Source organism: Wenyingzhuangia aestuarii (assembly GCF_011927765.1).
GTDB classification, from domain to species: Bacteria; Bacteroidota; Bacteroidia; order Flavobacteriales; family Flavobacteriaceae; genus Wenyingzhuangia; species Wenyingzhuangia aestuarii.
In genome coordinates this window covers 1-22969 of sequence record NZ_JAATJG010000004.1, presented here as the reverse complement: position 1 = coordinate 22969, position 22969 = coordinate 1, and the positions used below count along the sequence as shown (strand labels likewise).

Genomic DNA, 22969 nt, shown 5'->3' with positions numbered 1-22969 from the left:
GTTAGGTGTTTTGTAAAGCTTGTTTATAAGTATCAATAGCACGTTCTCTAGCAAATTTATGATCTACCATAGGTTTAGGATAGCTTAACTCTTCTAGTTCTGGAATCCATTTTTTAATGTATACCAAATCTTTGTCAAACCGTTGAATTTGTGTGGTAGGATTAAAAACTCTAAAGTACGGAGCCGCATCGCAACCGGTTCCAGCAGCCCATTGCCAATTTCCGTTGTTGGCAGCCAATTCGTAATCCAATAATTTTTCGGCAAAATAGGCTTCTCCCCATTGCCAATCTATCAGTAAATGTTTGCATAAAAAACCAGCCGTAATCATACGCACTCTGTTGTGCATATGTCCAGTAGCATTCAATTCTCGCATTCCTGCATCTACCATTGGATATCCGGTTTGTCCGTTGCACCATTTGGCAAACTCTTCTTCGTTATTTCGCCAAGGAATGGCATCATATTTAGGTTTAAAGTTTCTGTTTTTAACCTGTGGAAAATGAAACAGAATTTGCATAAAAAATTCTCTCCACACCAATTCACTTAAATATACATCGCTTTGCTCGGGTAGGTCTAAAATAACTTGTCGAATGCTTAAAGTTCCAAATCGTAAATGTGGACCAATATGTGTGGTATGATCTATGGCAGGATAATCTCGATGATCTCCATAATCTTTAATTTTTTTTGGGTTGAATTCAGCAACTTGTATAGTTGAGGTTTCAAAACCTATTTGGGCAAGCGATGGAATTTCTTTTTCTTGTTTGATAAAATGATCAAAAGAACCATTTTCTGTTTCTAAATTAATTTCTTTAAAAGCAGCCATCCATTTGTTTTTGTAGGGAGTGTAAACGGTGTAAGGTTTACCATCAGCTTTAACAATTTCATTTTCTTCAAAAATCACCTGATCTTTAAAACGATAAAATTCAGCTTTGTGTTCTTGGGCTAATTTGTAAACATTTCTATCTCTTTCCAAAGCATAAGGCTCGTAATCCTTATTGGTATAAATAGCATGAATTTGATAGTCTTTAAACAGTTGTTCCCAAACCTCCATAGGTTTTCCTTTTAAAATGCATAAACTACTATGTTGCTTTTTTAATTGTTCATCTATTTTAGTTAAACAATTGTAGATAAAGTTTACACGAGCATCATTTTTATCTAAAAACTCTAAAATTGAAGTATCAAAAATAAAAATAGGAAGTACCGGAAGATTATCAGCTAAAGCTTTGTTTAACGCAGTATTGTCCATTAAACGTAAATCTCTTCTAAACCAAAAAACGTTAACTTTTTGCATGTAATTTTTGTTTAATTTTTTGATGTACATAAAGGTTGCTAAAAATTAATAACATTCCATAAAAGATATCTTCTACAGGAATGGTAAACATTCTAATACCAAGATTTTCTGCATTGTTATACCATACAATAGGAGCTTCTAAAAAACTACCCGTTAAAATTCCGTTACTCACAAAGAAAAACGGAAGAATGGTTACAAACGTTAGGTAATAGTAGAACAAATTGATTTTTACTTTTTGTAAATACAGTAAGAAAACACCTAAAAGTAAAAAGGTTACAAACGTGTACCACTTGTGATAGTTTAAAATACTTAAGCCAAGTAAAAACAAGGCTAAAACATTGTTGACTCTAATTAGTTTTTGATTGTTCTTTTTATGGGGAAGTAAATATTGAAAAGCAAAAAACGTAAACGAACAAGCGTAGGGAATACATATAAAAAACAAAATTTCTTCTATGGGTAAATTACCTACATAAATACCTGTTAAGTAATCTGGATTAAACCCCCAAAAAGCTTGTTGTGTAAAAATTTCATCCCAAATTAAAAAGAAAATAGCAATACTAATACAGCTTATAAAAAAAGGTTTCCACTCTTTGTAAAAAGCATGTTTGGGATAAAAACTACATAGAAAAGGGATTAATAAACAGCCTAAATCTATAATTAAATAGGTGTATTGCATTAAAAATATTGTTTAAAATATTTAATAGGAACGTATAACATTCCAAAACATTCTCCTTCTTCTTTACCTAAGTGTTTGTGATGTACTTTGTGTGCTTTACGCAAAGATTTTATGTAAGGATTTTTAATGTTTTTAAACCAATTAAAACGTTGGTGAATAATAATGTCATGTACTAAAAAATAGGCCATTCCATAAAATAGAATTCCCAAACCAATAAAGAATAAAAAGTTGAGTTGGGGTCTAATTCCGTAATAAAACAAAGCAATGCTTGGCATGGCAAAAATTACAAAAAAAGCATCGTTTTTTTCAAACACTCCTTGGTATTTAGGCTGGTGATGATCTTCGTGTAAATACCATAAAAAACCATGCATTACAAATTTATGGGTACACCAAGTAATGCATTCCATAAATAAAAAGATCCCTAATGTGGTGGCTATATAAATAATAATACTATTCATTTTTTATTTTTTGTAAGTGTGCTAACATTATTTTTTGATACGATTTTTCAATATCACTTTTAGAAATGTTAGTTACTATGTATGTGTAATCTTTATCAATATTATTGTGATAACCTAGAAATTTTGGAGCCATTTTTTGAGTTAACCATCTAATGTATCTAGCTTCAATATTTTTAGGGTTGTTGCTAATAAATGTTTCTAACATTTTTTTTCCTTTATTAAAGTTACTCAACTTCTGAAAAGGAGACCAAACAAATTCAGCTTTTCTCATGTTAGCAGCTGCATGGTACGGAGTTATTTTAGTGCAGTTAGATGCTTTACAAACAGCAATCATATCCTCTAATTGTTGTTGGTTGTGAACTCCTGCTTGGAATATTTGTCTAATTTCTGTTAGTTTCTCACAATTCTGAGCGGACATAGTCAATGTAAAAAAAAATGCAATTAAAACAATTCTCATACTAAACTAGCCTTAAAGAGTACTTTGTGTAAGCTCTCATTAAAATTAATATTTTTGTTGAATTAGACACTCTTATTCTTTCGTTCATTATTTGCTCACTATGGGTCTTTTTTAGTTTGGTAAGTAGCTTTAAATAATACTTGTAGGCCAAATAAACTCCCATTTTACTTTCTATAGGTAATTTTTTAACACCTATAAATGCTTCTTTAAAATCGTTTTCAATATCAAGAATAATATCGTGTTTGGTTTGTGCATCCATAGGTAATGATGTTAGATTTGGAAAGTAAGATCTTTCTAAACCTTCTAAATCATCTTTTAAGTCTCTTAAGAAATTTACCTTTTGGAATGCAGAACCTAATTTCATGGCATATGGTTTTAATTCCTGATATTTTTCTTCATTATTATTTACAAAAACACGTAAACACATTAATCCTACTACATCGGCAGAACCATAAATATAGGCTTCGTATTCTTGTTGAGTTTGGTAGGTGGTTTGAGATAAATCTCGTCTCATACTTTTTAAAAAGTCTTTTACAAAAGGCTGTAAGTCATAACGGAGTACAACCTCTTGAAAAGCATTTAAAATTGGGTTTAAACTAATTTTTCTATCTAATGCTTTGTAATAATCTTCTTCAAACTCATCTAACAATTCTTTTTGTTGATAGTCTGTAAAAGTATCTACAATTTCATCCGCATAGCGAACAAAACCGTAAATAGCATAAATGGCAGGTCTTATGCTTGGTTTAAAAAGGAGTATCCCCATGGAAAAAGAGGTACTATATCTTTTGGTTACCAATTGGCTACATTCATAACTCGTAGAATCAAATAATGCTTTCATAGTTCCTAATTTTTGTAGATTAATTTACTCACAATTTCTCCTGAAATGATGGCTGGTGGTACACCAGGTCCAGGTACGGTTAACTGTCCAGTAAAGTATAAGTTACTAATTTTTTTGCTCTTTAGTTTTGGTCTTAAAATATGTGTTTGTAATAAGGTGTTTGCCAAACCGTATGCATTTCCTTTGTAAGAGTTAAATTGTTCTTTAAAATCGTTTACACAATAGCTCTCTTTAAAACGTACGAAAGGAGCAATACTTTGGTTTGTTATTTTTTCTAATCTTTCTACAATAATTTTAAAATATTGTTCTCTAATTTCTGGTGTATCTTCTATTCCAGGAGCAATGGGAATTAAAAAGGTTCCTGCTTCTTTCCCTTCCGGAGCAAAATAGGCATCCGTAATACTAGGAAAACTAGCATAGAATAAAGGTTTTTCTGGCCACTCAGGAGTATCGTAAATAGATTTTGAATGGGCGGTAAAATCAGTATCAAAAAATAAAGTGTGATGTGCTACATTTTCTATTTTTTTATCAAAAGCGACAAAAAACAATAGGGCAGAAGGAGCAAAGGTTTTTTGATCCCAATACTTTTCTGAATACTGTCTAAACTTTATAGGTAATAAAGATTCTGTAAAATGATAATCGGCACCACTTAATAAAATATCACACTCATAAATATTGTTGTTGGCAATTACAGATTTTACTTTGTTACGTTTTAGATTGATGTAATTAATGTTTTCATTGCATAAAATTTTTACACCCAATTCTTTTGCTAAGTTGGCCATTCCTACAGCTACTTGATGCATTCCTTTGTTAGGATGCCAGGTACCTAATTTAAAATCGGCATAATTCATAAAATTGTAAAACCCCGGAGTTGTTTCAGGTTTAGCCCCCAAGAACAATACAGGAAATTCCAATATTTGTTTTAGTTCAGGGTTTTTAAGATGCTTGGCTACTTGAGATTTAATATTGCTAAAAAAGGCACCTACTTTTAAAGCAGTTTTAGGAGTAATAATTTCAAAAACATTTTCTCCAGGTTGATATACCAAATCTTTAATAGCCAGATTGTAGTTTTCTTCGGCATCGGCAATAAACTTTTGCAAAGCTTTACCTGCTCCTTTTTCTTTTGCTTCAAAAGTGGCAACAATGGTATCAAAATTAGCAGCAATACAAATAGAGTTTTCAATATCAGAATACACTTGGTATCCTGGATCTAGTTGCGTTATTTGATAATAGTCTGAAGTTTGTTTTCCAAAATCGTTAAAAAATTTATCAAACACATCGGGCATCCAATAAAAAGTAGGTCCCATATCAAATACAAAATCTTCTTTTTTTAGTTGCTGTGCTCTTCCTCCAACATGACTGTTTTTTTCTAAAATAGTAACATCATATCCGTTTTTTGCCAAGTAACAACTTGCAGATAATGATGAAAAACCAGCTCCTATAATGATTACTTTTTCTTGTTTCATAAATTGTTTTAGCTGTTATTTTAATCAACAACTAGAACAATAATACAAATAGAAAAGTTAACCTAGTAAAATAAGGTGTGATTTGGAATTATTTGTGATTAATGGGAGGTTTAGGTCTAAATATAGAACTAATGGGAGTTTTGGGACGTTTAGGAAACCAACTTTTCTTTAGGAAAAGAACGAGAAACAGGAATTACATCTTTAACGTATTTTAAAGATACTTGTAGCGAACGTGCATTTCCTTCCACTTCTAAAATTTCATTTTTGTTTACTAAAAAGGATCTGTGACAGCGAACAAATTGTGGATACTTTTCTAAAATTTCGTTTACCTTTTTTAGGGTAATTCTAATCAATTCTTGTCTTACCTTGTTGTCTTCTATAAAAACAATAGTTGTGTAATTATTGTTAGATTGCGCAAACAGAATATCATCAATTTCTAAAGTTAAGGGCTCTACTTTTATATTGTCTGATGGAATGGTTACTACCTCTTTTTTTTCTTTTCTTATTTTTTGAATAATATCTGTTGGTGGAGCATTGTGCTTTTTATACAAGTAACGTTCTACCATAAAAATGATAAAGAACACAGGAAAAATTCCAATAGATAATACAGAAACTAAAAATCTGAAAAAAGAAAATTTAGGTAAATAAACAGCAACAAAATTAATGTGATAAAAGTAATTAAGCGTGCTTATAATTAGAAACGATACCAATAGAAAGCTAGCTTCTTTTTGAATGGTCCAACTTCTAACACTAAAGTAATATGGAAAATATTTAGGCAAAATAAAATAGCTAATAAACAAACTAAAGCTTACCAAAAAAGCATAACCAACAATTAAAAAAGGATTGGCAGCAATTACATTGTCAATTCCGTAGGGTTGAAAAATAAGTAAGAACAAATATGTGAATATTCCCACTCCTAAAACCATAGACAATTTAATCTTTAAGTTGTCTATTAAAAAGTAAGGCTTATTACACCAATCTTTAAATTGTTCCCACATAATGTTTATTTTTTCTTAACGTAAATTTTTTCGTTTTTAAGGTCTTTTCTCATGTGTTTAAACCTGTTGTGTGTCCAAAAATAAATTCCAGGATTTGCAACAATATCTCTTTCTAACTTTTCCCAATACAAATCTGTTAATGGATACGTATCTGTTCTTTCAGGAGCTTCAGAAATCAACTCAAAAGTAATTTCGTAATGTCCACGCTTAGGCATTTCTACATGCATATAAATAACGGCAAAATTAAAACGAGAAGCTAACATTTCTGCACCTGTATGTATAGGAACTACATTTCCAAATAGGGGAGCCCAATAATGAGTTTTACTAGGTCTAGGAGATTGGTCACTTAACAAGCCATACATAGCCTTTACTCCTTTTTTATGATTAGAAATAATGGTAGGAATGGTTTCATAAGTAGGAATAAAGTGCGAACCAAATCTTCCTCTATTTTCTTTTACGTATTTATCAAAGTACGGATTTTCTACTTCTGTATAAGCACCATAACATTTTAAACTAGTATGATTGTTAATATTAAACAACCATTCCCAATTACCTTGATGTGCTCCTAACAAAATAACACTTTTATCTAGTTTTTCTAGCTCCCTAAAAATTTCAGGGTTCATGTATTTATATCTACGATCTAATTCTTTTTGTGGAATTCCAAATCCTTTTAACATTTCTATAAAAATGTCTACAAAATGACGGTAAGATTTTTTCTCTATTTGTAACCTTTCTTTTTCAGACTTATTAGGGAAACAAAGCTTTAGGTTTTTTTTAACAACCTTTTTTCTGTAACCAATTATATAATAGATTAAATAATATAACGCATTTGACACTCCGTATAAAATCCAAAGTGGTAATTTTGATATTAGAAAAATAAGAGGATATAAAATCCAAAAAGATATTTTGTCTTTATTCATTTGTATAAAAATAAGGAAACACAAATATCGGATATATATCGGATAAAACTAAATCAATCAAAATGAAATTCATAGTAATAGCTTTAATTGCAGCCAATGTTTTGTGTAGCCTACAAGGTTTTAAAGATAGGATGTTTTTTAACAAATATAAGTTCAATGTATTAGCAGTTCAACGTGGTGAAAAAATCAGGTTATTTTCTTCTGGTTTTTTGCATGCAGATTATATGCATTTAGGGTTTAATATGTATGCTTTGTATTTGTTTTCGGGTACTGTTTTAATGTATTTTAACGAATTTAAATATCTTTTAATTTACGGATTAAGTTTGTTGGCAGGTAACTTATTGTCTTTAGTAATTCATAAATCAGAAGGGTACTACTCTGCTGTGGGAGCTTCTGGTGCGGTTACTGGAATTGTATATGCAAGTATTGTGTTGTTTCCAGACATGGAATTATACATTTTTCCATTACCTATAGCTATTAAAGGTTATGTTTTTGGAATAGGATACCTGTTCTATTCTATTTATGGAATGAAAAATCAGGTAGGAAATGTAGGTCATACTGCACATATTGGTGGAGCCGTAGCAGGTTACGTATTAACTATTTTGTTGATGCCTAATGTATTGCAAGTGCATCCATTACAAACATTGTTATTAGCAGTTCCTATTGTAGTTTTGTTAGTTTTACAGAAAAAGAACCTATTTCAATAGGTAATTCAGAACTCAATTATTGGTTTAGGTCACTTTTAAAACCTATTTTTGCACCTCAAAAAATAAAGAAGCATGAGTAAGTTTTTAAAAGGATTCACTACAAATCCAAAAGACGATATTTTAGCAGGAATGACGGTGTCATTAGCCATGATACCTGAGGTTGTTGCCTTTGCCTTTGTGGCACAAATAGATCCATTAGTAGCGCTATCAGGAGCATTTATTATTGGAATTATTACAGCTGTTTTTGGTGGTAGGCCCGGATTAATTTCTGGAGCTGCAGGTGCAGTAGCTGTTATTTTTGTTCATATGATTCAAGAAGGACACCAAAAAGGAATGTTGTTTGACAATCCTATAGAAAATATGGGGTATTTCTATTTATTAGGAGCAGTTATCCTAATGGGACTTATTCAAATTTTTGCGGGAGTCTTTAAATTAGGTCGTTTTGTACGTTTAATTCCACACCCTGTAATGTTAGGGTTTGTAAACGGTTTGGCCATTGTCATTTTTTGGGCACAAGTAAAAATGTTTAGTCACAAAACATTACAAGTTTCTACAGATGGAGTAAAGCATTACCTGACTACTTTTATGTCTGGAGCAGAATTGTATACCATGATTGGTTTGGTAGGGTTTACTATGGCAATTATCTTTTTACTACCTAAACTAACTAAAAAAATACCAGCATCTTTAACTGCTATTGTAGTAGTTACTTTAATTGTAGTAATTTCTGGAATGGATGTTTCTACCGTTGGATCTTATATTAGAGAAGGTGGAGGAGAAGGACTAAAAGGAGAATTTCCAACACCAAATATGGAGTTATGGCAAAATTTACCTATCAACTTTGATACATTTTCTTTCTTATTACCCTATGCGTTTTTAGCAGCCTCTGTTGGGTTGATAGAATCTTTAATGACCATGAACTTAGTAGATGAATTAACAGATACTAGAGGAGATGGTAACCGTGAATGTATTGCACAAGGAGTAGGAAACATTACAAGTGGTTTACTTGGTGGTACTGGTGGTTGTGGAATGATTGGTCAAACAGTTATTAACATCAATGCAAAGGGTAGAGGACGTTTGTCTGGAGTTATGATGGCATTAACTTTATTATCTTTTATTTTATTTGCTGATAAGTATATAGAACAAGTACCAATTGCTGCTTTAGTAGGAGTAATGTTTGTTATGGTGATAGAAACATTTGCATGGTCTAGTATTCGTATTTTAAGAAAAATACCTAAAGCGGATGCTTTTATTTTAATTGCAGTATCTGCCATTACCGTAGTTTTTGATTTAGCAATTGCAGTATTTGCAGGAGTTATTATTGCTGCTTTGGTTTTTGCATGGGAAAATGCAGTTAGAATTAGAGCAAGAAAAAGAGTAAAAGATGGAGTTCCTACTTATGAAATTTGGGGACCTTTATTCTTTGGTTCTGTAAATGTATTTAACGAAAAATTTGACCCTAAAAACGATCCTAAATATGTTGAGATTGATTTTATTGAATCTCGTGTAAGTGATCATTCAGGTTTAGAAGCGATAAAGAATATTGTGAATAAATACAATGAATTAGGAAAAGAAGTAAAATTAAGACACTTAAGTGCAGATTGTAAAATCTTATTAAAGAAAGCAGATCCTAAGTTTGCAGCTATGATTATAGAAGATATAGAAGATCCTCGTTATCATTTGGTAGAGGATCCTGAATCTTTTAAAAAAGGATTAAATGAGATTTAAGCTTTGTATATAAATTAAAAAAGAGGTTAACATAAAATGTTAACCTCTTTTTTGTGTTAAATTATTGGAACTTATTTTTTTAAGGTTAATAAGTTAAAGACTGAATTGCATGTGGTTCAATTTCTAGAGTAACCTTACTGTTATTAATCATTAAACTATAGTTTATTTTAGTTTCTGTTTTATTCATCACAACAGTTACCATGGTATTGTCAGGATTTTTAAAAGTTGTACTCTCAATAGTGCTTCTACTGGTTGTAGTACTCACTCTTACAGCTCCTTTTTTAATGAATTTTGAAAAATGACCAATGTAGTAATAAGAAGGAGTGTAAATTAATTCCCCCGTTTGAGTATCTGCATGAACAGGAGCAAAACATAAGTTCCCAACGTGATTTGGACCTCCTTTTTCATTTAATAAAATGTTCCAGTCTGTCCAACCTACAGTTCCATTGTTAAAATCATTAATCATAGAATTTCCGTAACGTTCTGCATTTGGCCAATACTGATATTTTTTAGGATCAAATTTTTCGTTACATCCTTCTGTAAAAAGTAAGTTTTTATCAGGAAAAGATTCTTTAATATTTTTTAGGTTATCATACTTAGGATCTCCTCCGGCCCAAGTTTCGTACCAATGAAATCCTGTACCCCAAGCATATTTAGCTGCTTCTTTATCTTCAAAAATAGTGTTTGCTCTTTGCGACACTAAATCTCTGTTATGATCCCATACCACAATGTTTTTATCTCCTAAACCAGCTTTTTCAAAAGTAGGTCCTAAATAGTTTTTTAAGAAATCACGTTCTTCTTCAGCTGTATAAATACAAGATTCCCAAATTTGAACAGCCATAGGTTCATTTTGAATAGTAACTCCCCAAACAGGTAAACCTTCGGCTTCGTAGGCTTTTATGAATTTTACAAAATAATTTGCCCAAGCTTGGTTGTATTTAGGTAGTAATTTACCACCATGTAGCATGTTGTTGTTTGTTTTCATAAACGCAGGTGGGCTCCATGGACTTGCGTAAAAAACAAGATCATCTTTAATTAAATTAGCAGCTTGTTTAATCATTGGAATTCTATATTCCTTATCCTTTTCTATAGAAAAAGTTTTTAATTCGGCATCTCCTTCTTCTATGTAGGTATAGCTTCCTGTACTAAAGTCGCAGCTATGAATATTTGTTCTGATTATATTATAACCAATACCATTTTCTCCATAGTAAGAGTTTAATAATTGACGTTGTTTTTCTTTGCTTAGCGTAGCAAATACTTCAGCAGAAGCATCTGTAATTGCTCCTCCAATACCTAAAAATGATTGAAATGTTTTTTTAGGGTTTACAAAGACCGTAATATCAGTTTCTTTGGGTTGTTCAGAAGGTGTAAAAACCAAATTATTGGTTTTAGAAAGCTTTAAATCTGTGTCCTTAGCAGTAGTGTATACTGTAAGGTTTTTGTTTAAAAAAGTTTTTGCTTTTTCTGTGTTGGGTTGTGTGTTGTTAACTAAATTTTCTTTTTGACGTGCCTTTCCACAAGACATCATTACAATGGCAAAAAGTATTAAAAAGTGATGTTTACGGTTCATAATATAATTTTTTTTTTATTTCCAAACAAAAGTTCCAACAGACCCTGCATCTAAAGAGGTTGTTATGTTTTCTGTAGGTGTTTTAATGTTGAATAGTTTGTTTATAGCAGTGTTGTTAACTACAATGACTACAATTTGACCTGTAGGAGTTTTAAAAGCTACGTTAGGCAGGTCAGAAGAGTAGTTTGATTCAATTCTATAGGATCCGGGTACTACAAATTTAGAGGCATGTGCAATAATGTAATACGCTACGTTGCGTTTTACATTGTTACCATCAATGGTTAGGGCTCCTAAACATTCTGTACATCCACCAGGAGTGTGTGGTTCTAATTGTGAATTTGCAGCTAAATTCCATTCCAAAGCAATTTTACTCCAGTTTCTAGTAGCTCCCACAATAATTTCTCTAGTATGCCACAGTAAATTATCTTTAAACTCTCCATTTGCACCTACCCATTGTTCAGTAAAGTATAGGTTTTTATCAGGGTAGGCATTGTGCACAATACTAAGGTTGTTGATTGTACCAGCATACAAATGAAAGGCAGCTCCATCAACATATTTGTTTGCTAAAGCATCATTGTAAATTTCTATAGGATAACTAGGATTGTCAGCATTGTGATCCCAAACAATAATTTTAGCATTGATGTTTTCAGTTTCAAAAGTAGGACCTAAATGATTTTTAATAAAATTAGCTTGATCAACAGCTTCCATATACATACTTGGATTATTTCCATCATGTAAAGGTTCGTTCTGTATGGTAATTGCATCAATTGTAATCCCTTCTGCTTCATAAGCTTTAATGTATTTTACAAAGTAGTCTGCATAAACAGAATAGTATTCAGGTTTTAAGCTTCCTCCAATAGCTGCATTGTTTGTTTTCATCCAAGTAGGGGCAGACCAAGGAGAACTTAAAATTTTAATATTAGGGTTGATGGCTAAAATTTCTTTTAGAATAGGGATAAGGTTTGTTTTGTCTTTTTCTATTGTAAACATTGATAAGTCAACATCTGTTTCTCCTTCATTTAAATCATTGTAAGAAAAAACTTCAGCATCTAAATCTGAGGCACCAATACTTATTCTTAAATAGCTAACCCCAATGTTGTTAGTAGATTGTCCAAACAATTCATTTAATATTTTGGTTCTTTCTGAAGCCAACATATTGTTCAACAACCGTGCACTTCCACCTGTTAAAGAAAAGCCAAAACCATCAATTTCTTGATAAGTAGTCTCAGGATCTACAGTTATGGAAAAATTAATGTTTTCTGTGTACGATGGAGGATTGTTAGGCTGTAATTTAAATGACTCAGATTTGTCAGCCTTGGTAAGATAAAGATTTACATTACTGTAGCTAATTTCGGGAGTATTATCTTCTTCTTTGTCTTGTTCATTAATATTTGTACTAGAACAAGAATAGTTTAACAGTAATAATAAATAGAATAATAAACTATAATATATTTTCATATGTGATTTTTTATAAAAGAGGTTAGGTATGTTTACTTTTGTCAAATGATAAATAACATTTGACAAAAGCAAACACAATTATTTGTTAAATGATTATTTTACACCTCGCATTTCAATATTTTTGATGGTGATTCCGGCAGCATTAAAATCTTGACCACCACTTCTTATGACTAAATAAATGGTTCCAGATTCGGAAAATGTTACTGTATTATCAATAGTATCTGTGTTAGCGTTTTTAACACAACCTACTTCTGATAGCCATCCTGAAAAAGCTGATGTAGCGCAACCATCCCAAGTACTTAACCCCATAATTCTATTGTCTGAATATTCTTGACCTTGAACAGGGGGAGTTGTACCTGCGTATACTTCAAACCATGTGTTTGTAAAGCTACCTTCAGCAGCCACCAGCATATCAATACTGTACTTTCTATCTTTAACAACTTCAATAGCTTGAAACAAACCTTGTTGAGCCCATTCTTGAGTGCTTAGAATTGTAGCGCTTCCTTGGTTAAAAATCCATTGAGCACCGTTATCACTTATGTTTAATATTGTCCACTCATTGTGATCGTTAGTATCTTTTAATTTTCCTCCTTTAACAATGTTTCCAACTAGTGGATCAGAGGTTCCAATATTAATAGTTTGAGAAGTTATTGCCGAAGCCCCACCAATTCCAAAAACTTTATGTTGAATGGTATAGGTACTAGCATCTGGGAAAAAAACTTCTTTTGTGACTCCTCCTGCAGTAAAGCCCGCTCCGTTATCAATATCCCAATTGGAGCTTATATAGCTATGGTTTGCTGTAAGTAAATAAGTGTTGGTTGCATCGCTAACTTCTGTAATGGTAAATTCAGCATCTAAATCAGTAGTTGTTAATCCGTTTCCTTCTCCAATATCATCTGACTGACAAGAAATTATTGTTGACGTTATGGTAGCTAGAAAGAAAAACTTGGCTACGTTTTTTAATTTTATATGTAGGTTCATAAAATTTTAATTTTAGGGATTAATATTCAGGATTTTGCTCTAATAAAGTATTCTCTAATTCGACTAATGGAATAGGTAGTATTTCGTTTTTACCTGCCACAAATCCTTTGTTTGCTAATACGGTTGCTGCTCTACCTGTTCTTACTAAATCATACCAGCGGTGACCTTCTCCGGCTAATTCTAAACGGCGTTCATTTAAAATAGCATCAATAGATACTGGTGTTGATGGCAATCCTACTCTTGCTCGTACAGCATCTAACAAAGCTTGCGCTCTTGCTCCTGTACCTCCTAAAGCTTCTGCCTCCATAAGATAGGTATCGGCCAAACGAATCATATAGGTATGTTGTTTGTAATTTAAAGCGCTTGCACCACCACCTGTTGATACATCAGAATTTAGAGGCATGAATTTTTTTAGAAAATACCCTGTGTTTTGGAAGCTTTCATCATATTCTACTTCTCCAGCAGTTGCAAAAGCTCCTATGTTTGCTATTGTATCATCAAATCTAGGATCTCCATCTAAAGCATCATATAAACTTTGAGTGATAATTCCAAATCCCCAACCTGTTGCATAATCAGGAGAAGAAGAACCGTTGGATCTTACAAAACCTCTAGGGCCTACCATTACATTTAAGCTATTTCCTTCATCATTACCCCAGCCCCAGTTTCCCCAGTCAGCATTGCTCTGGTCTGTGTGCGCTACTTCTATAATAGATTCTGTATTGTAAATGTTACTTATTGACCATAAATCAGAAAAATTGTCAAGTAATTTATACCCATAAGGACTTGTTTCTCCTGGAGTTCCGTTAACCTCTGCTAGTTGATTGGCAGCTTCATCATTTTTTCCTTCAAACAAATAAACTTTTCCTAGTAAGGCTTTTGCTGCTCCTTGTGTTAAACGTCCACCTTCAGTTTCTATATTTAAAGTACTAGGTAAATCAGGAATAGCCTCTGTTAAATCTGTTTCTATTTGTGCATATACATCATTAGGGTTTGCTTGTAGTACGGTATAAATTTCGTCTGTAGCTAAAGGAGAAGTAATTAAAGGGATGTTTTTAAACATTCTAACCAATTCAAAATAATAGATGGCTCTTAAAGCTTTGGTTTCTGCCGTAAACCTCTTTTTGGTATCTTCATCCATCTCTACTTCTGGAAGTTTTGTTAAAAGGGTATTGGCTCTAAAAATACCTTGATAAAAATCGCTCCAATAACTAACAGCCATATTAGATTCGCTTATGGTGTAGTTAGAAAATGCTTGTAATTGTGAACCATCTGCTGAACTACCTCCACCTGCGTAGTGATCATCAGAACCAGAGTTCATTAAAATAATCATGTTTTCGAATCCTCTAGATTGTTTTCCTATCACATCATAAACAGCCACTAAACCAGAATAAGCTTCAAATTCGTTGGTGTAATAATTGTCTTCTAGTGACGTACCTTTAGGTTCTACTTCTAAAAAATCTTTACCACAAGATGAAATTAAAAGAGTTACTATTAACCCAAAGTATATGTTTTTAATATTTATTAGTTTTTTCATATCTCAATAGTTTTATTAAAATTGTAAGTTAATTCCAATTTGATTTGTTTTTGCTTGAGGATAATATCCACGATCAATTCCAAAAACGCCACCTCCAATTTCTGGATCGTAACCGCTGTACTTTGTAAAAGTGAACAAGTTTTCTGCAGTGAAATAAATTCGTAGTTTATCGATATGATACTTACTTACTATTTTTGAAGGGATTGTGTATCCTAATTGTATGGTTTTAAATCTTAAATAATCACCATCTTCAAGATAAAAATCAGAAGGATTAGAGAAGTTGTTGTTAGAGTCATTAGAAGTTAGTCTAGGAAAACTGTTTGAAGTTCCTTCACCTACCCATCTATTAAGTGCAGTTGTTTGATAGTTAGCATTTTCTATATCTAATCTTCTTAAACCTTGGAAAATTTTATTGCCACTAGCTCCTTGTGCAAAGACCATTAAATCGAAATTTTTATAATCCATGTTTAGTGTAATACCAAAGGTGAATTTTGGAATAGAACTTCCTAAAAAGGTTCTGTCATCAGCATCTATATTTCCATCATCATCTAAATCTTTCCATTTAAAATCTCCCGGTCTTGCATTGGGTTGAATAACCGTTCCAGATGAATTTACATACGTATCAATTTCGGTTTGGTTTTGAAAAATTCCGTTAGTTTTAAAACCGTAAAATGAATTTACTGCTTGTCCTACTTGAGTTCTTGTAATAGGGTAGGTGCTAGACTGTATGCTTTCTCCACCCGATAAAAAGTCAACACCATTTCCTAAAAAGGTAACTTCGTTTTCTAAGTAAGAAACATTTCCGTTTAAAGAAAAATTAACTTCGTTAAACTGTTTGTTATAACCAACTTCTAAATCAATTCCTGTGTTTTTCATATCAGCAACATTTCCTGTAGGGTTACCTACTGCTCCAACATAACCAGGAATAGTCACGCTTTGTAAAATACCTGTGGTTTCTTTTTTGTACCAATCAAAAGCGATGTTAAATCTCTGAAACAATCTACTGTCAAAACCAATGTTAAGTTGACTAGTTTCTTCCCATTTTAAATCTGGGTTAGAAGGTGCATCAGGGCTGTTACCAATGGTTACAGAACCTGAGGTTCCAATAGTGTAGTCTCTTCCTCCACCAACGGTTGATAGGTATCTAAAATCACCAATGTTATCATTCCCAGTAACTCCATAACCTCCTCTTATTTTTAATTGATTGATAACTTCGTTATCTTTCCAAAAGCCTTCTTTAGATGGTACCCAACCTGCTGAAAAAGAAGGGAAATATCCATATTTATTGTTGCTTCCAAATCTAGAAGAACCATCTCTTCTGATAATAGCTGTCAATAAATATTTTTCATCAAAATTATACGTTAACCTTGAGAATAAAGAAGTTACTCTATGTTCTACACCTGTGGAGGCAGAGGCATTAATTTGATCTGTTGCCACACTATAATTAAAAGAAGCATCTTTGTAACTATCTACAGGAATGTTGTAATAGGTTACTGTTTCACCATTTGTAATATTATCAACATATGCACCTTGACCTAATAAAATATTAAAGTTGTGTTTGTTGATACTATTTGAATAGGATACGATGTTTTCAATATTCCATCCAAAACCTTTGTTAGTTCCTCTAGAAATATTGTTTTGTGTAACAATAGATGATGCGTTTAAATAAGAAACAGGCGTGTAATTTTGATAACCCCAGTAAGCTAGTTTAGCTCCTAAAGTTGATCTAAAAGTCAATCCTTTAATTGGTTCGTACTCTACATAAGCGTTTCCTACAAAATTATCAGACCAGCTAGAGTTGCCTAAAAGAGTTTGTTGATAGGCTAATGGATTAGATATTTCTTGTGCTACTAAACCAGAAATACCATAAGGATTTCCGTTAGCATCTCTAAAAGCTCCATTATTGGTATAAGGGGCAAGTGATGCTTTTGTAGGGTCTGTTTCTACCGTAGGTGTTAAAGGATCTAAGTTAATGGCAGAAGCCAATGGTCCTCCAAATTCGCTATTGGTATTTCCAATACCTTTGTTTTTCTCGTTAGAGAATCCTATTGTTTGACCAAACCTTAGTTTGTCCGAAATATTGTGGGTAGAATTTAATCGAATGTTTTTTCTAGTGTATTTAGAAATATCACTCATCACAATTCCTTCTTGATCTGTATATCCAAAAGAAGCATAGTACTTAGAAACATCATTACCACCACTTAAGCTTAGTTCATGACTTGTTCTTTGTGCACTATTGTTAAAAATTTCTGATTGCCAATCTGTTCCTTCACCGTAAGATTGTGGGTTAGAAAATAGAATTGAACCACCACCATTAACAGATTTTTCATTTAATAAAGTGGTATATTCTGTTGCGTTTAATAAATCTAGTTTATTTGCTGCAGAAGAAACACCAGTATATCCGTTATAGTTAACGCTTAACTTTCCTGATTTTCCTTTTTTAGTAGTAATAAGTATTACTCCTGTTGCAGCTCTTGCTCCATAAATAGCTTGAGAGGCAGCATCTTTTAAAACTTCAACAGATGCAATATCTGATTGGTTTAAATATCCAATTCCTCCAGCATCTACCACAACACCATCTACGACCCAAAGAGGTTCATTACTTCCTAATGTAGTAATTCCTCTTACTCTAACGGTAGAAGAAGATCCAGGTTGACCCGAATTTGAAGCAATGGTTACCCCAGAGACTCTACCTTGTAGAGTTTGTTCTACTCTGGTAATAGGAAGGTCTTCTAACTCACTTTCTTTAACTCCAGAAATGGCTCCAGTAACCACACTTTTTTTCTGAGTTCCATAACCAACCACCACTACTTCTTCTAGTTGAGCGAGGTCTTGTTTTAAAGTAATCTTTAAATTTGAATCGCTACCAATAATTACATTTTGTGTAGTATAACCCATGTAACTGAATGTTAAAGTAGCTCCTTTTTTTACATTGTTAATGATGAAGTTACCATCAAAATCTGTCATAACACCTTTATTGGTGTTTTTTTCAATAATGTTTACTCCCGGAATAGGAAAACCTGCGTTGTCTATTACATTTCCACTTACAGACATTTCTTGTGCAAAAGCTGACCAAGATATTATCATAAATAAAATAGTTAACGACTTAAAGTTTGAAAAATGTTTTTTCATATTTAGTTTGATTTTAAGTTCAGTGATTATTTAAGCTATCCTAACTTATTTAGGAGTGAGATAGATTCAATAACCATGATACAAACTAAGTCAAGAAAAGTCCGTAGTACAACTAGAAGTAGAAAATTGGTAGTTGTGTTTAAGGTTTTTAATATTTAAAAACCTGTTTTTTTAGTTATTTATATTTTTATGTGAAAATAAAATAGTAGTTGAAGTGTAATATAAATGTAAGTTTTTTTTCTTTTTTTTGTTTTAAAGTATGTAGATATTTTAATTAAAACTTTTTTATTTAGGAATATTTTGGTTTTAAGGTGTTTTTTTAACCATATTCTCAAATTCATCTCTATTAATGGCAGCGTTTCTGTTCTTAACACGATAGTTATAAATAGTGTTAACAGAGTATCTAAGTATTTTAGAAATTTTAGTGCTATTGGTTATACCTAATCTTATTAGTGCATAAATTCTTAACTCAGTATTTAAGAGTTCTCCTTTTTTAACAACAATTTTTTTATCTTCTTTTAATAAAGCATTTATGTCTTGAACAAAATTGGGATAGATATGTAAAAAAGATTCATCAAAATTAGAGTAAAATAGTTTCAGTTCACTTTCAATAACTTGTTTTGATTTTGTAATCTCAAGTAAAGCATTTATTTTATTTGTGGTTAAATCTTTGACCACCATTTTTCGGTATACATCAAGCTTGTTTATATACTCAGAATACAGGTTTAAAAATGTACCAATATATTGTTCTTTAATTCTATCAGAAGCAGACAGCTCTTCATATAGTCTTTTTAGATCTTTATTGGTGTAGCTTAATTGATTGTTTAAATCTTTTAGTTGATTATTGGCTGATTTTAATTTATTACGAGCAAACTCTAACTTCTTAAATTGCTTAAATATATAAAACAGAGCTCCTATAAGAATAACAAACAATACACTAATAAAGATAAGAGATTGTTTAAGTTTTGTTTTTTGGATGGTACTTTGTGTTTCGTAAGATTTAGAAATTAAAGGAAGAATGTTAGATATGTTTAAAAAACGAAGTTGTGAATTGTAAAATTTAGCATCATCAAAAGAAAAGCTGATGTATTTATGTGCTTTATCTACATAGCCTTCTTCAAAAAGGATAACAGCTAAAGTTGTTAGTGATGCATTATCTTTTACGGATGCTTTGATGTCTGAAATTGCAGATAATGCTAAATATTTTTTTTGATCCGTTTTCTCTTTTAAATAATCATAACTTGTATAAGACCTTTCAAAAGCAATCATAGAGTATTCGCGGGTTCCTAATTTTACTTGTGATAGTCTTTTGGTGTTTAATGCTAAAGCTTTTGCATACTCTCCTTTATCTCTATAACTTTCTTCTGCCAACGCTAAGGCAGGTAAAGAGTTAGGGTTGAGTTTAGCAATTTCTATATTAAGTGAATCTTTGTAGGCATGAAATAAATTAATATATCTCTGCTTGGTACTTTTTACAATAGAATAGTAATTGAGTTCAGAATAGCATCTTTGGTAATTAAAAAAATACTCTTGTAACAGCTCCTTAGGAATGTTGGTTCTGTGAATTTCATTTAATATATCTATAGATTCTTTAAATCGACCAGACATAGCTAATAACTTAGCTAGTTTTAATGATGATTCTTTGATAAAATAGTTATTGTCTAGTTGCTCGGAAATAGATATGTTTTCTTCTATAAAAAAGAGAGCATTATCAAAACTATAATACTCGTATTCCAATATAATTTTGTTGTTTATAAAGTATTTGTTTTCGAGAGTAATATTTTGATCAGACTTTAATTTTTTTAAGTTTTCAATTCTTTGTTCTTTTAGCTGATCATAATTTTTTTGTTTTAGCATTTCCTCTTCTAAAACTACTAATAATGAATCTAGTTCATTATTCGCATATATTGAGTTAGAAAAAATAGATAAAAAAAAGAGTGTAAAAAAGATAGATGTTTTAGCCATAGGGAAAAGATACATAGAAAAAAATCCAGTTAGAAATACAAATTTAGAAGTTTATGACAAATAAAATTATTGAAGATCTTGTTATTTTAGGAATTGTTTAATACCATGTTTGTTTACGGATGTTCTTAATAAATATTTTAAGAATATAAATCTTATTAATATTCTAATAAAAAAGGAGATATTCTACATAGAATATCTCCTTTTTTTATGCTGACACTTTATAAATGATTTAATAATTAAATTTTAAAACTTGTCCTTTAGTTGTGTTTAAAGTTTTTACAACATTGTTGTGGCGGATGGTTAAAGGATTTCCTAACTTAGATATAACAACTAAGTGTTTTAACTTTCCTTGTTCCCATTTCATATCAATTTCAAATCCTTTTTTAGCAACAATCCCTTTAATACTTCCAGTAGCCCATGCAGTAGGTAAAGCGGGTAATAAGTGAATTTCATCATTATGACTTTGCATTAACATTTCTGTAATTCCGGAGACCACTCCAAAATTTCCATCAATCTGAAAAGGAGGGTGTACATCTAATAAATTGGGTAAGGTTGATTTTCTTTGCAGGGCTAAAATATTTTCATAAGCTTTTTCTCCTTCTAGCAAACGAGCATAAAAGTTAATAATCCAAGCACGACTCCAACCCGTATGTCCACCACCTTTAGACAATCTTCCTGCTATTGTTTTTTTAGCAGCTTCAAAAAGTTCAGGAGTTTTTGATTCTGAAATTTGGTTAGATGGGTGTAAAGCATACAAATGAGAGATATGCCTGTGCCCTGGTTGAGCTTCTTTTAATTCTTCTACCCATTCTAATAATCTACCATCACGACCAATTTTAAGTGGTGGCATTTGAGAAATTCTACTTTTTAAAAGATTACTAAAATCTTTGTCAATATTTAAAATATCAGCTGCTTTGATGCAATTGCTAAACAATTCAAATATAATTTCACGATCCATGGTTGGCCCCATGTTTAAAGTAGCTTTTTCGCCATCTTTGGTTAAAAAATTGTTTTCTGGAGATACCGAAGGGCCAGTAACAAAAAGTCCTGTTTTAGGATCTTTTACCATAAAATCAACAAAAAACAAAGCTGCTTCTTTCATAATAGGATAAGCATGTTCTTTTAAATATTTAGAATTCTCGGTATATTCATAATGAGTAAATAAATGCTGACAAGCCCAAGCAGCTCCCATGGGCCACATACCATATCTTGCTTTTCCAAAGGCAGCAGTTGTGTGCCAAGGATCACTTGTGTGGTGTGCTACAAACCCTCTAGAGTTGTATGTTTTTTTAGCTGTAATACGTCCCATTTCTCTTAAATTACCAATGTATTCTAAAAAAGGTTCGTGGCATTCTGCTAAATTTGTCATTTCTGCCATCCAATAATTCATTTGAATGTTAATGTTTACATGATAGTCTGAATTCCAAGGAGGAGTAAACCCTGTAGCCCAAATACCTTGTAAGTTAGCGGGCAAATTACCTGGTCTAGAACTACTGATTAATAGATATCTTCCAAATTGATATTGTAACTGTGTTAGATAATGATCTTCAGCTCCCAGTTTTACATTCTTTAAACGTATATCTGTAGGAATATCATCTATTTTGTTGTCAGAAATTTGAAAAGAAAGTCTATTAAATAAAGATTGATAATCAACAATATGTCTTTTAAGTAATTTTTTATACGACGTATTAGCTATTTTGTCTAATGTGTTTTTTGTGTCTTCTTTAGGATTAGTGCCACGATAGTTGCTTGATGCTACTACTTTAATAAGTACTTCATCAGCATTTTTAATAATTAATTTTCCATCTTTAACCTCAGAAGTACCTCCTTTGGTCTCAAAATTAATAAGGGCATTAAATGTAACTCCATAACCGTTACCTACGTGTTCAGAAAACTCAATATTATTCTTTGTAACCGTTATTTTGGTTTGTTCATTACGTTTTATCCAACTAGCAATATTGATGTTTCCTTTTTTATTAGCAGTGTATTTGTAAACCATTGCTTTGTCTGGAAAGCTAGAAAAGTAAGTTCTTGTATATTGAATGTCTTCATTGTTAAACTTGGTGGTAACTATAGACTTTTTAATATCTAATTCACGTTTATAGTTCTCAATATTTTTAAAAGCATCAGATTATATAAATAAATTAGCCAACATTTGATAGGTGTTTTTTCCAGAAGGTAACCTATCTGTTAGAATTCTCTTTTGAACCATATCTTCAGCATCCATATATTTTCCTTCAAACAACATTTGCTGTATGGTGTCTATATATTTACCAGCATCTTTTTTATCACGATTGTAATCTTTACCACCGGTCCAAATAGTTTCTTCGTTTAAGCAAATAATTTCTTTACTAGGAGTTCCGTATATCATGGCACCTAAATTTCCGTTTCCAATAGGTAATCCTTGGTTCCATTTTGTAGTAGGTTGATTGAACCATATTTTTAATGCGTTTTTGTCTTTGGATTGACTAACAAGTAAATAGCTCCATAAGCTGATAAAAATAAGAATACTATTCTTCATGTATTTTTTTTATTGATGTACATAATTATGATTCTCTGAAGTTATCTAATTTGAAGACTTTAAAATTCTCATTTGTAGACCACAAATGTTTCATGAAATACTTTCTTAATGAGTTAGTTGGTTGTAATGTAGTTTTTTAGGTTGAATTTGATATAAAGCTATTGATATGGTATCTGTTTTTAGGATCAATCACAAAAGTTGTGTGTGAATTAGGATAGTTTTATTTTTGAGGTTTAAATTTATTCGTATTGGAACTTACTTTAGACCTTTTAAAA

The 22969-nt window shown here is 31.6% G+C and carries 17 protein-coding genes and 1 pseudogene; 2 read left to right on the top strand and 16 right to left on the bottom strand.

The features are described 5' to 3' along the window. Position 1: 1 nt before the first annotated feature. The 8 genes from GGR97_RS04830 to GGR97_RS04795 form a co-directional block, all read right to left on the bottom strand. The gene (locus GGR97_RS04830; RefSeq protein WP_167897392.1) at positions 2 to 1288 is read right to left on the bottom strand and encodes a cryptochrome/photolyase family protein; all 1287 of its coding nucleotides are present in this window, start codon (positions 1286 to 1288) and stop codon (positions 2 to 4) included. Further along, positions 1275 to 1964, bottom strand: a complete 690-nt coding sequence (locus GGR97_RS04825; protein WP_167897391.1) for a lycopene cyclase domain-containing protein — start codon at positions 1962 to 1964, stop codon at positions 1275 to 1277. The genes GGR97_RS04830 and GGR97_RS04825 overlap by 14 nt, the downstream gene beginning before the upstream one ends. Next, positions 1964 to 2422: a sterol desaturase family protein gene (locus GGR97_RS04820; protein WP_167897390.1), complete on the bottom strand. Its 459-nt coding sequence runs from the start codon at positions 2420 to 2422 to the stop codon at positions 1964 to 1966. Before GGR97_RS04820 ends, GGR97_RS04825 begins: the two co-directional genes overlap by 1 nt. Continuing rightward, positions 2415 to 2840: a hypothetical protein gene (locus tag GGR97_RS04815; RefSeq protein WP_167897389.1), complete on the bottom strand. Its 426-nt coding sequence runs from the start codon at positions 2838 to 2840 to the stop codon at positions 2415 to 2417. The genes GGR97_RS04820 and GGR97_RS04815 overlap by 8 nt, the downstream gene beginning before the upstream one ends. Before the next feature lie 40 nt (positions 2841 to 2880). After that, positions 2881 to 3717 carry a phytoene/squalene synthase family protein gene (locus GGR97_RS04810; RefSeq protein WP_167897388.1) on the bottom strand — a complete coding sequence of 279 codons (837 nt, stop codon included), beginning with the start codon at positions 3715 to 3717 and terminating at the stop codon, positions 2881 to 2883. A gap of 5 nt (positions 3718 to 3722) precedes the next feature. Then, positions 3723 to 5183 carry a phytoene desaturase family protein gene (locus GGR97_RS04805; protein WP_167897387.1) on the bottom strand — a complete coding sequence of 487 codons (1461 nt, stop codon included), beginning with the start codon at positions 5181 to 5183 and terminating at the stop codon, positions 3723 to 3725. Positions 5184 to 5332: 149 nt separating this feature from the next. Beyond that, entirely contained in the window at positions 5333 to 6181 is an 849-nt protein-coding gene (locus tag GGR97_RS04800; protein ID WP_167897386.1) for a LytR/AlgR family response regulator transcription factor, read from the bottom strand. Between the two features lie 5 nt (positions 6182 to 6186). Further along, entirely contained in the window at positions 6187 to 7101 is a 915-nt protein-coding gene (locus GGR97_RS04795) for a lysophospholipid acyltransferase family protein (RefSeq protein WP_167897385.1), read from the bottom strand. Positions 7102 to 7163: 62 nt separating this feature from the next. Between GGR97_RS04795 and GGR97_RS04790 the strand changes: the two genes are divergently transcribed. After that, complete coding sequence (locus GGR97_RS04790) at positions 7164 to 7808, top strand: rhomboid family intramembrane serine protease (RefSeq protein WP_167897384.1); 645 nt, start codon at positions 7164 to 7166, stop codon at positions 7806 to 7808. A gap of 72 nt (positions 7809 to 7880) precedes the next feature. Further along, positions 7881 to 9533: a SulP family inorganic anion transporter gene (locus GGR97_RS04785; RefSeq protein WP_167897383.1), complete on the top strand. Its 1653-nt coding sequence runs from the start codon at positions 7881 to 7883 to the stop codon at positions 9531 to 9533. A gap of 85 nt (positions 9534 to 9618) precedes the next feature. Here GGR97_RS04785 and GGR97_RS04780 read toward each other — a convergent pair whose 3' ends face one another. From GGR97_RS04780 to GGR97_RS04750, 8 genes and pseudogenes are all read right to left on the bottom strand, one after another. Further along, positions 9619 to 11103: a glycoside hydrolase family 30 protein gene (locus GGR97_RS04780; protein WP_167897382.1), complete on the bottom strand. Its 1485-nt coding sequence runs from the start codon at positions 11101 to 11103 to the stop codon at positions 9619 to 9621. A gap of 15 nt (positions 11104 to 11118) precedes the next feature. Then, positions 11119 to 12561: a glycoside hydrolase family 30 protein gene (locus GGR97_RS04775; protein WP_167897381.1), complete on the bottom strand. Its 1443-nt coding sequence runs from the start codon at positions 12559 to 12561 to the stop codon at positions 11119 to 11121. Positions 12562 to 12654: 93 nt separating this feature from the next. Then, positions 12655 to 13542 (bottom strand): hypothetical protein, encoded by an 888-nt coding sequence (locus tag GGR97_RS04770; protein WP_167897380.1) that lies wholly within the window; start codon positions 13540 to 13542, stop codon positions 12655 to 12657. A 19-nt stretch (positions 13543 to 13561) separates the two neighbouring features. Continuing rightward, positions 13562 to 15076 carry a RagB/SusD family nutrient uptake outer membrane protein gene (locus GGR97_RS04765; protein WP_167897379.1) on the bottom strand — a complete coding sequence of 505 codons (1515 nt, stop codon included), beginning with the start codon at positions 15074 to 15076 and terminating at the stop codon, positions 13562 to 13564. A 15-nt stretch (positions 15077 to 15091) separates the two neighbouring features. Next, the gene (locus GGR97_RS04760; RefSeq protein ID WP_167897378.1) at positions 15092 to 18208 is read right to left on the bottom strand and encodes a SusC/RagA family TonB-linked outer membrane protein; all 3117 of its coding nucleotides are present in this window, start codon (positions 18206 to 18208) and stop codon (positions 15092 to 15094) included. Between the two features lie 306 nt (positions 18209 to 18514). Next, positions 18515 to 20188 carry a DUF6377 domain-containing protein gene (locus GGR97_RS04755; protein WP_209272321.1) on the bottom strand — a complete coding sequence of 558 codons (1674 nt, stop codon included), beginning with the start codon at positions 20186 to 20188 and terminating at the stop codon, positions 18515 to 18517. A gap of 214 nt (positions 20189 to 20402) precedes the next feature. Beyond that, a complete protein-coding gene (locus tag GGR97_RS15445; RefSeq protein WP_394352676.1) occupies positions 20403 to 20642 on the bottom strand; it encodes a glycoside hydrolase family 95-like protein in 240 nt (79 codons plus the stop codon). A gap of 12 nt (positions 20643 to 20654) precedes the next feature. Next, positions 20655 to 22694: pseudogene (locus tag GGR97_RS04750) on the bottom strand (glycoside hydrolase family 95 protein); the annotation flags it as partial. Positions 22695 to 22969 lie beyond the last annotated feature (275 nt).

Coding starts and splice junctions, on each gene's coding strand:
- GGR97_RS15445 (WP_394352676.1), bottom strand. CDS start 20,642: ATGCAAAGTCATAATGATGAAATTCACTTATTACCCGCTTTACCTACT.
- GGR97_RS04790 (WP_167897384.1), top strand. CDS start 7,164: ATGAAATTCATAGTAATAGCTTTAATTGCAGCCAATGTTTTGTGTAGC.
- GGR97_RS04780 (WP_167897382.1), bottom strand. CDS start 11,103: ATGAACCGTAAACATCACTTTTTAATACTTTTTGCCATTGTAATGATG.
- GGR97_RS04815 (WP_167897389.1), bottom strand. CDS start 2,840: ATGTCCGCTCAGAATTGTGAGAAACTAACAGAAATTAGACAAATATTC.
- GGR97_RS04825 (WP_167897391.1), bottom strand. CDS start 1,964: ATGCAATACACCTATTTAATTATAGATTTAGGCTGTTTATTAATCCCT.
- GGR97_RS04805 (WP_167897387.1), bottom strand. CDS start 5,183: ATGAAACAAGAAAAAGTAATCATTATAGGAGCTGGTTTTTCATCATTA.
- GGR97_RS04775 (WP_167897381.1), bottom strand. CDS start 12,561: ATGAAAATATATTATAGTTTATTATTCTATTTATTATTACTGTTAAAC.
- GGR97_RS04830 (WP_167897392.1), bottom strand. CDS start 1,288: ATGCAAAAAGTTAACGTTTTTTGGTTTAGAAGAGATTTACGTTTAATG.
- GGR97_RS04795 (WP_167897385.1), bottom strand. CDS start 7,101: ATGAATAAAGACAAAATATCTTTTTGGATTTTATATCCTCTTATTTTT.
- GGR97_RS04800 (WP_167897386.1), bottom strand. CDS start 6,181: ATGTGGGAACAATTTAAAGATTGGTGTAATAAGCCTTACTTTTTAATA.
- GGR97_RS04810 (WP_167897388.1), bottom strand. CDS start 3,717: ATGAAAGCATTATTTGATTCTACGAGTTATGAATGTAGCCAATTGGTA.
- GGR97_RS04765 (WP_167897379.1), bottom strand. CDS start 15,076: ATGAAAAAACTAATAAATATTAAAAACATATACTTTGGGTTAATAGTA.
- GGR97_RS04770 (WP_167897380.1), bottom strand. CDS start 13,542: ATGAACCTACATATAAAATTAAAAAACGTAGCCAAGTTTTTCTTTCTA.
- GGR97_RS04755 (WP_209272321.1), bottom strand. CDS start 20,188: ATGTATCTTTTCCCTATGGCTAAAACATCTATCTTTTTTACACTCTTT.
- GGR97_RS04820 (WP_167897390.1), bottom strand. CDS start 2,422: ATGAATAGTATTATTATTTATATAGCCACCACATTAGGGATCTTTTTA.
- GGR97_RS04785 (WP_167897383.1), top strand. CDS start 7,881: ATGAGTAAGTTTTTAAAAGGATTCACTACAAATCCAAAAGACGATATT.
- GGR97_RS04760 (WP_167897378.1), bottom strand. CDS start 18,208: ATGAAAAAACATTTTTCAAACTTTAAGTCGTTAACTATTTTATTTATG.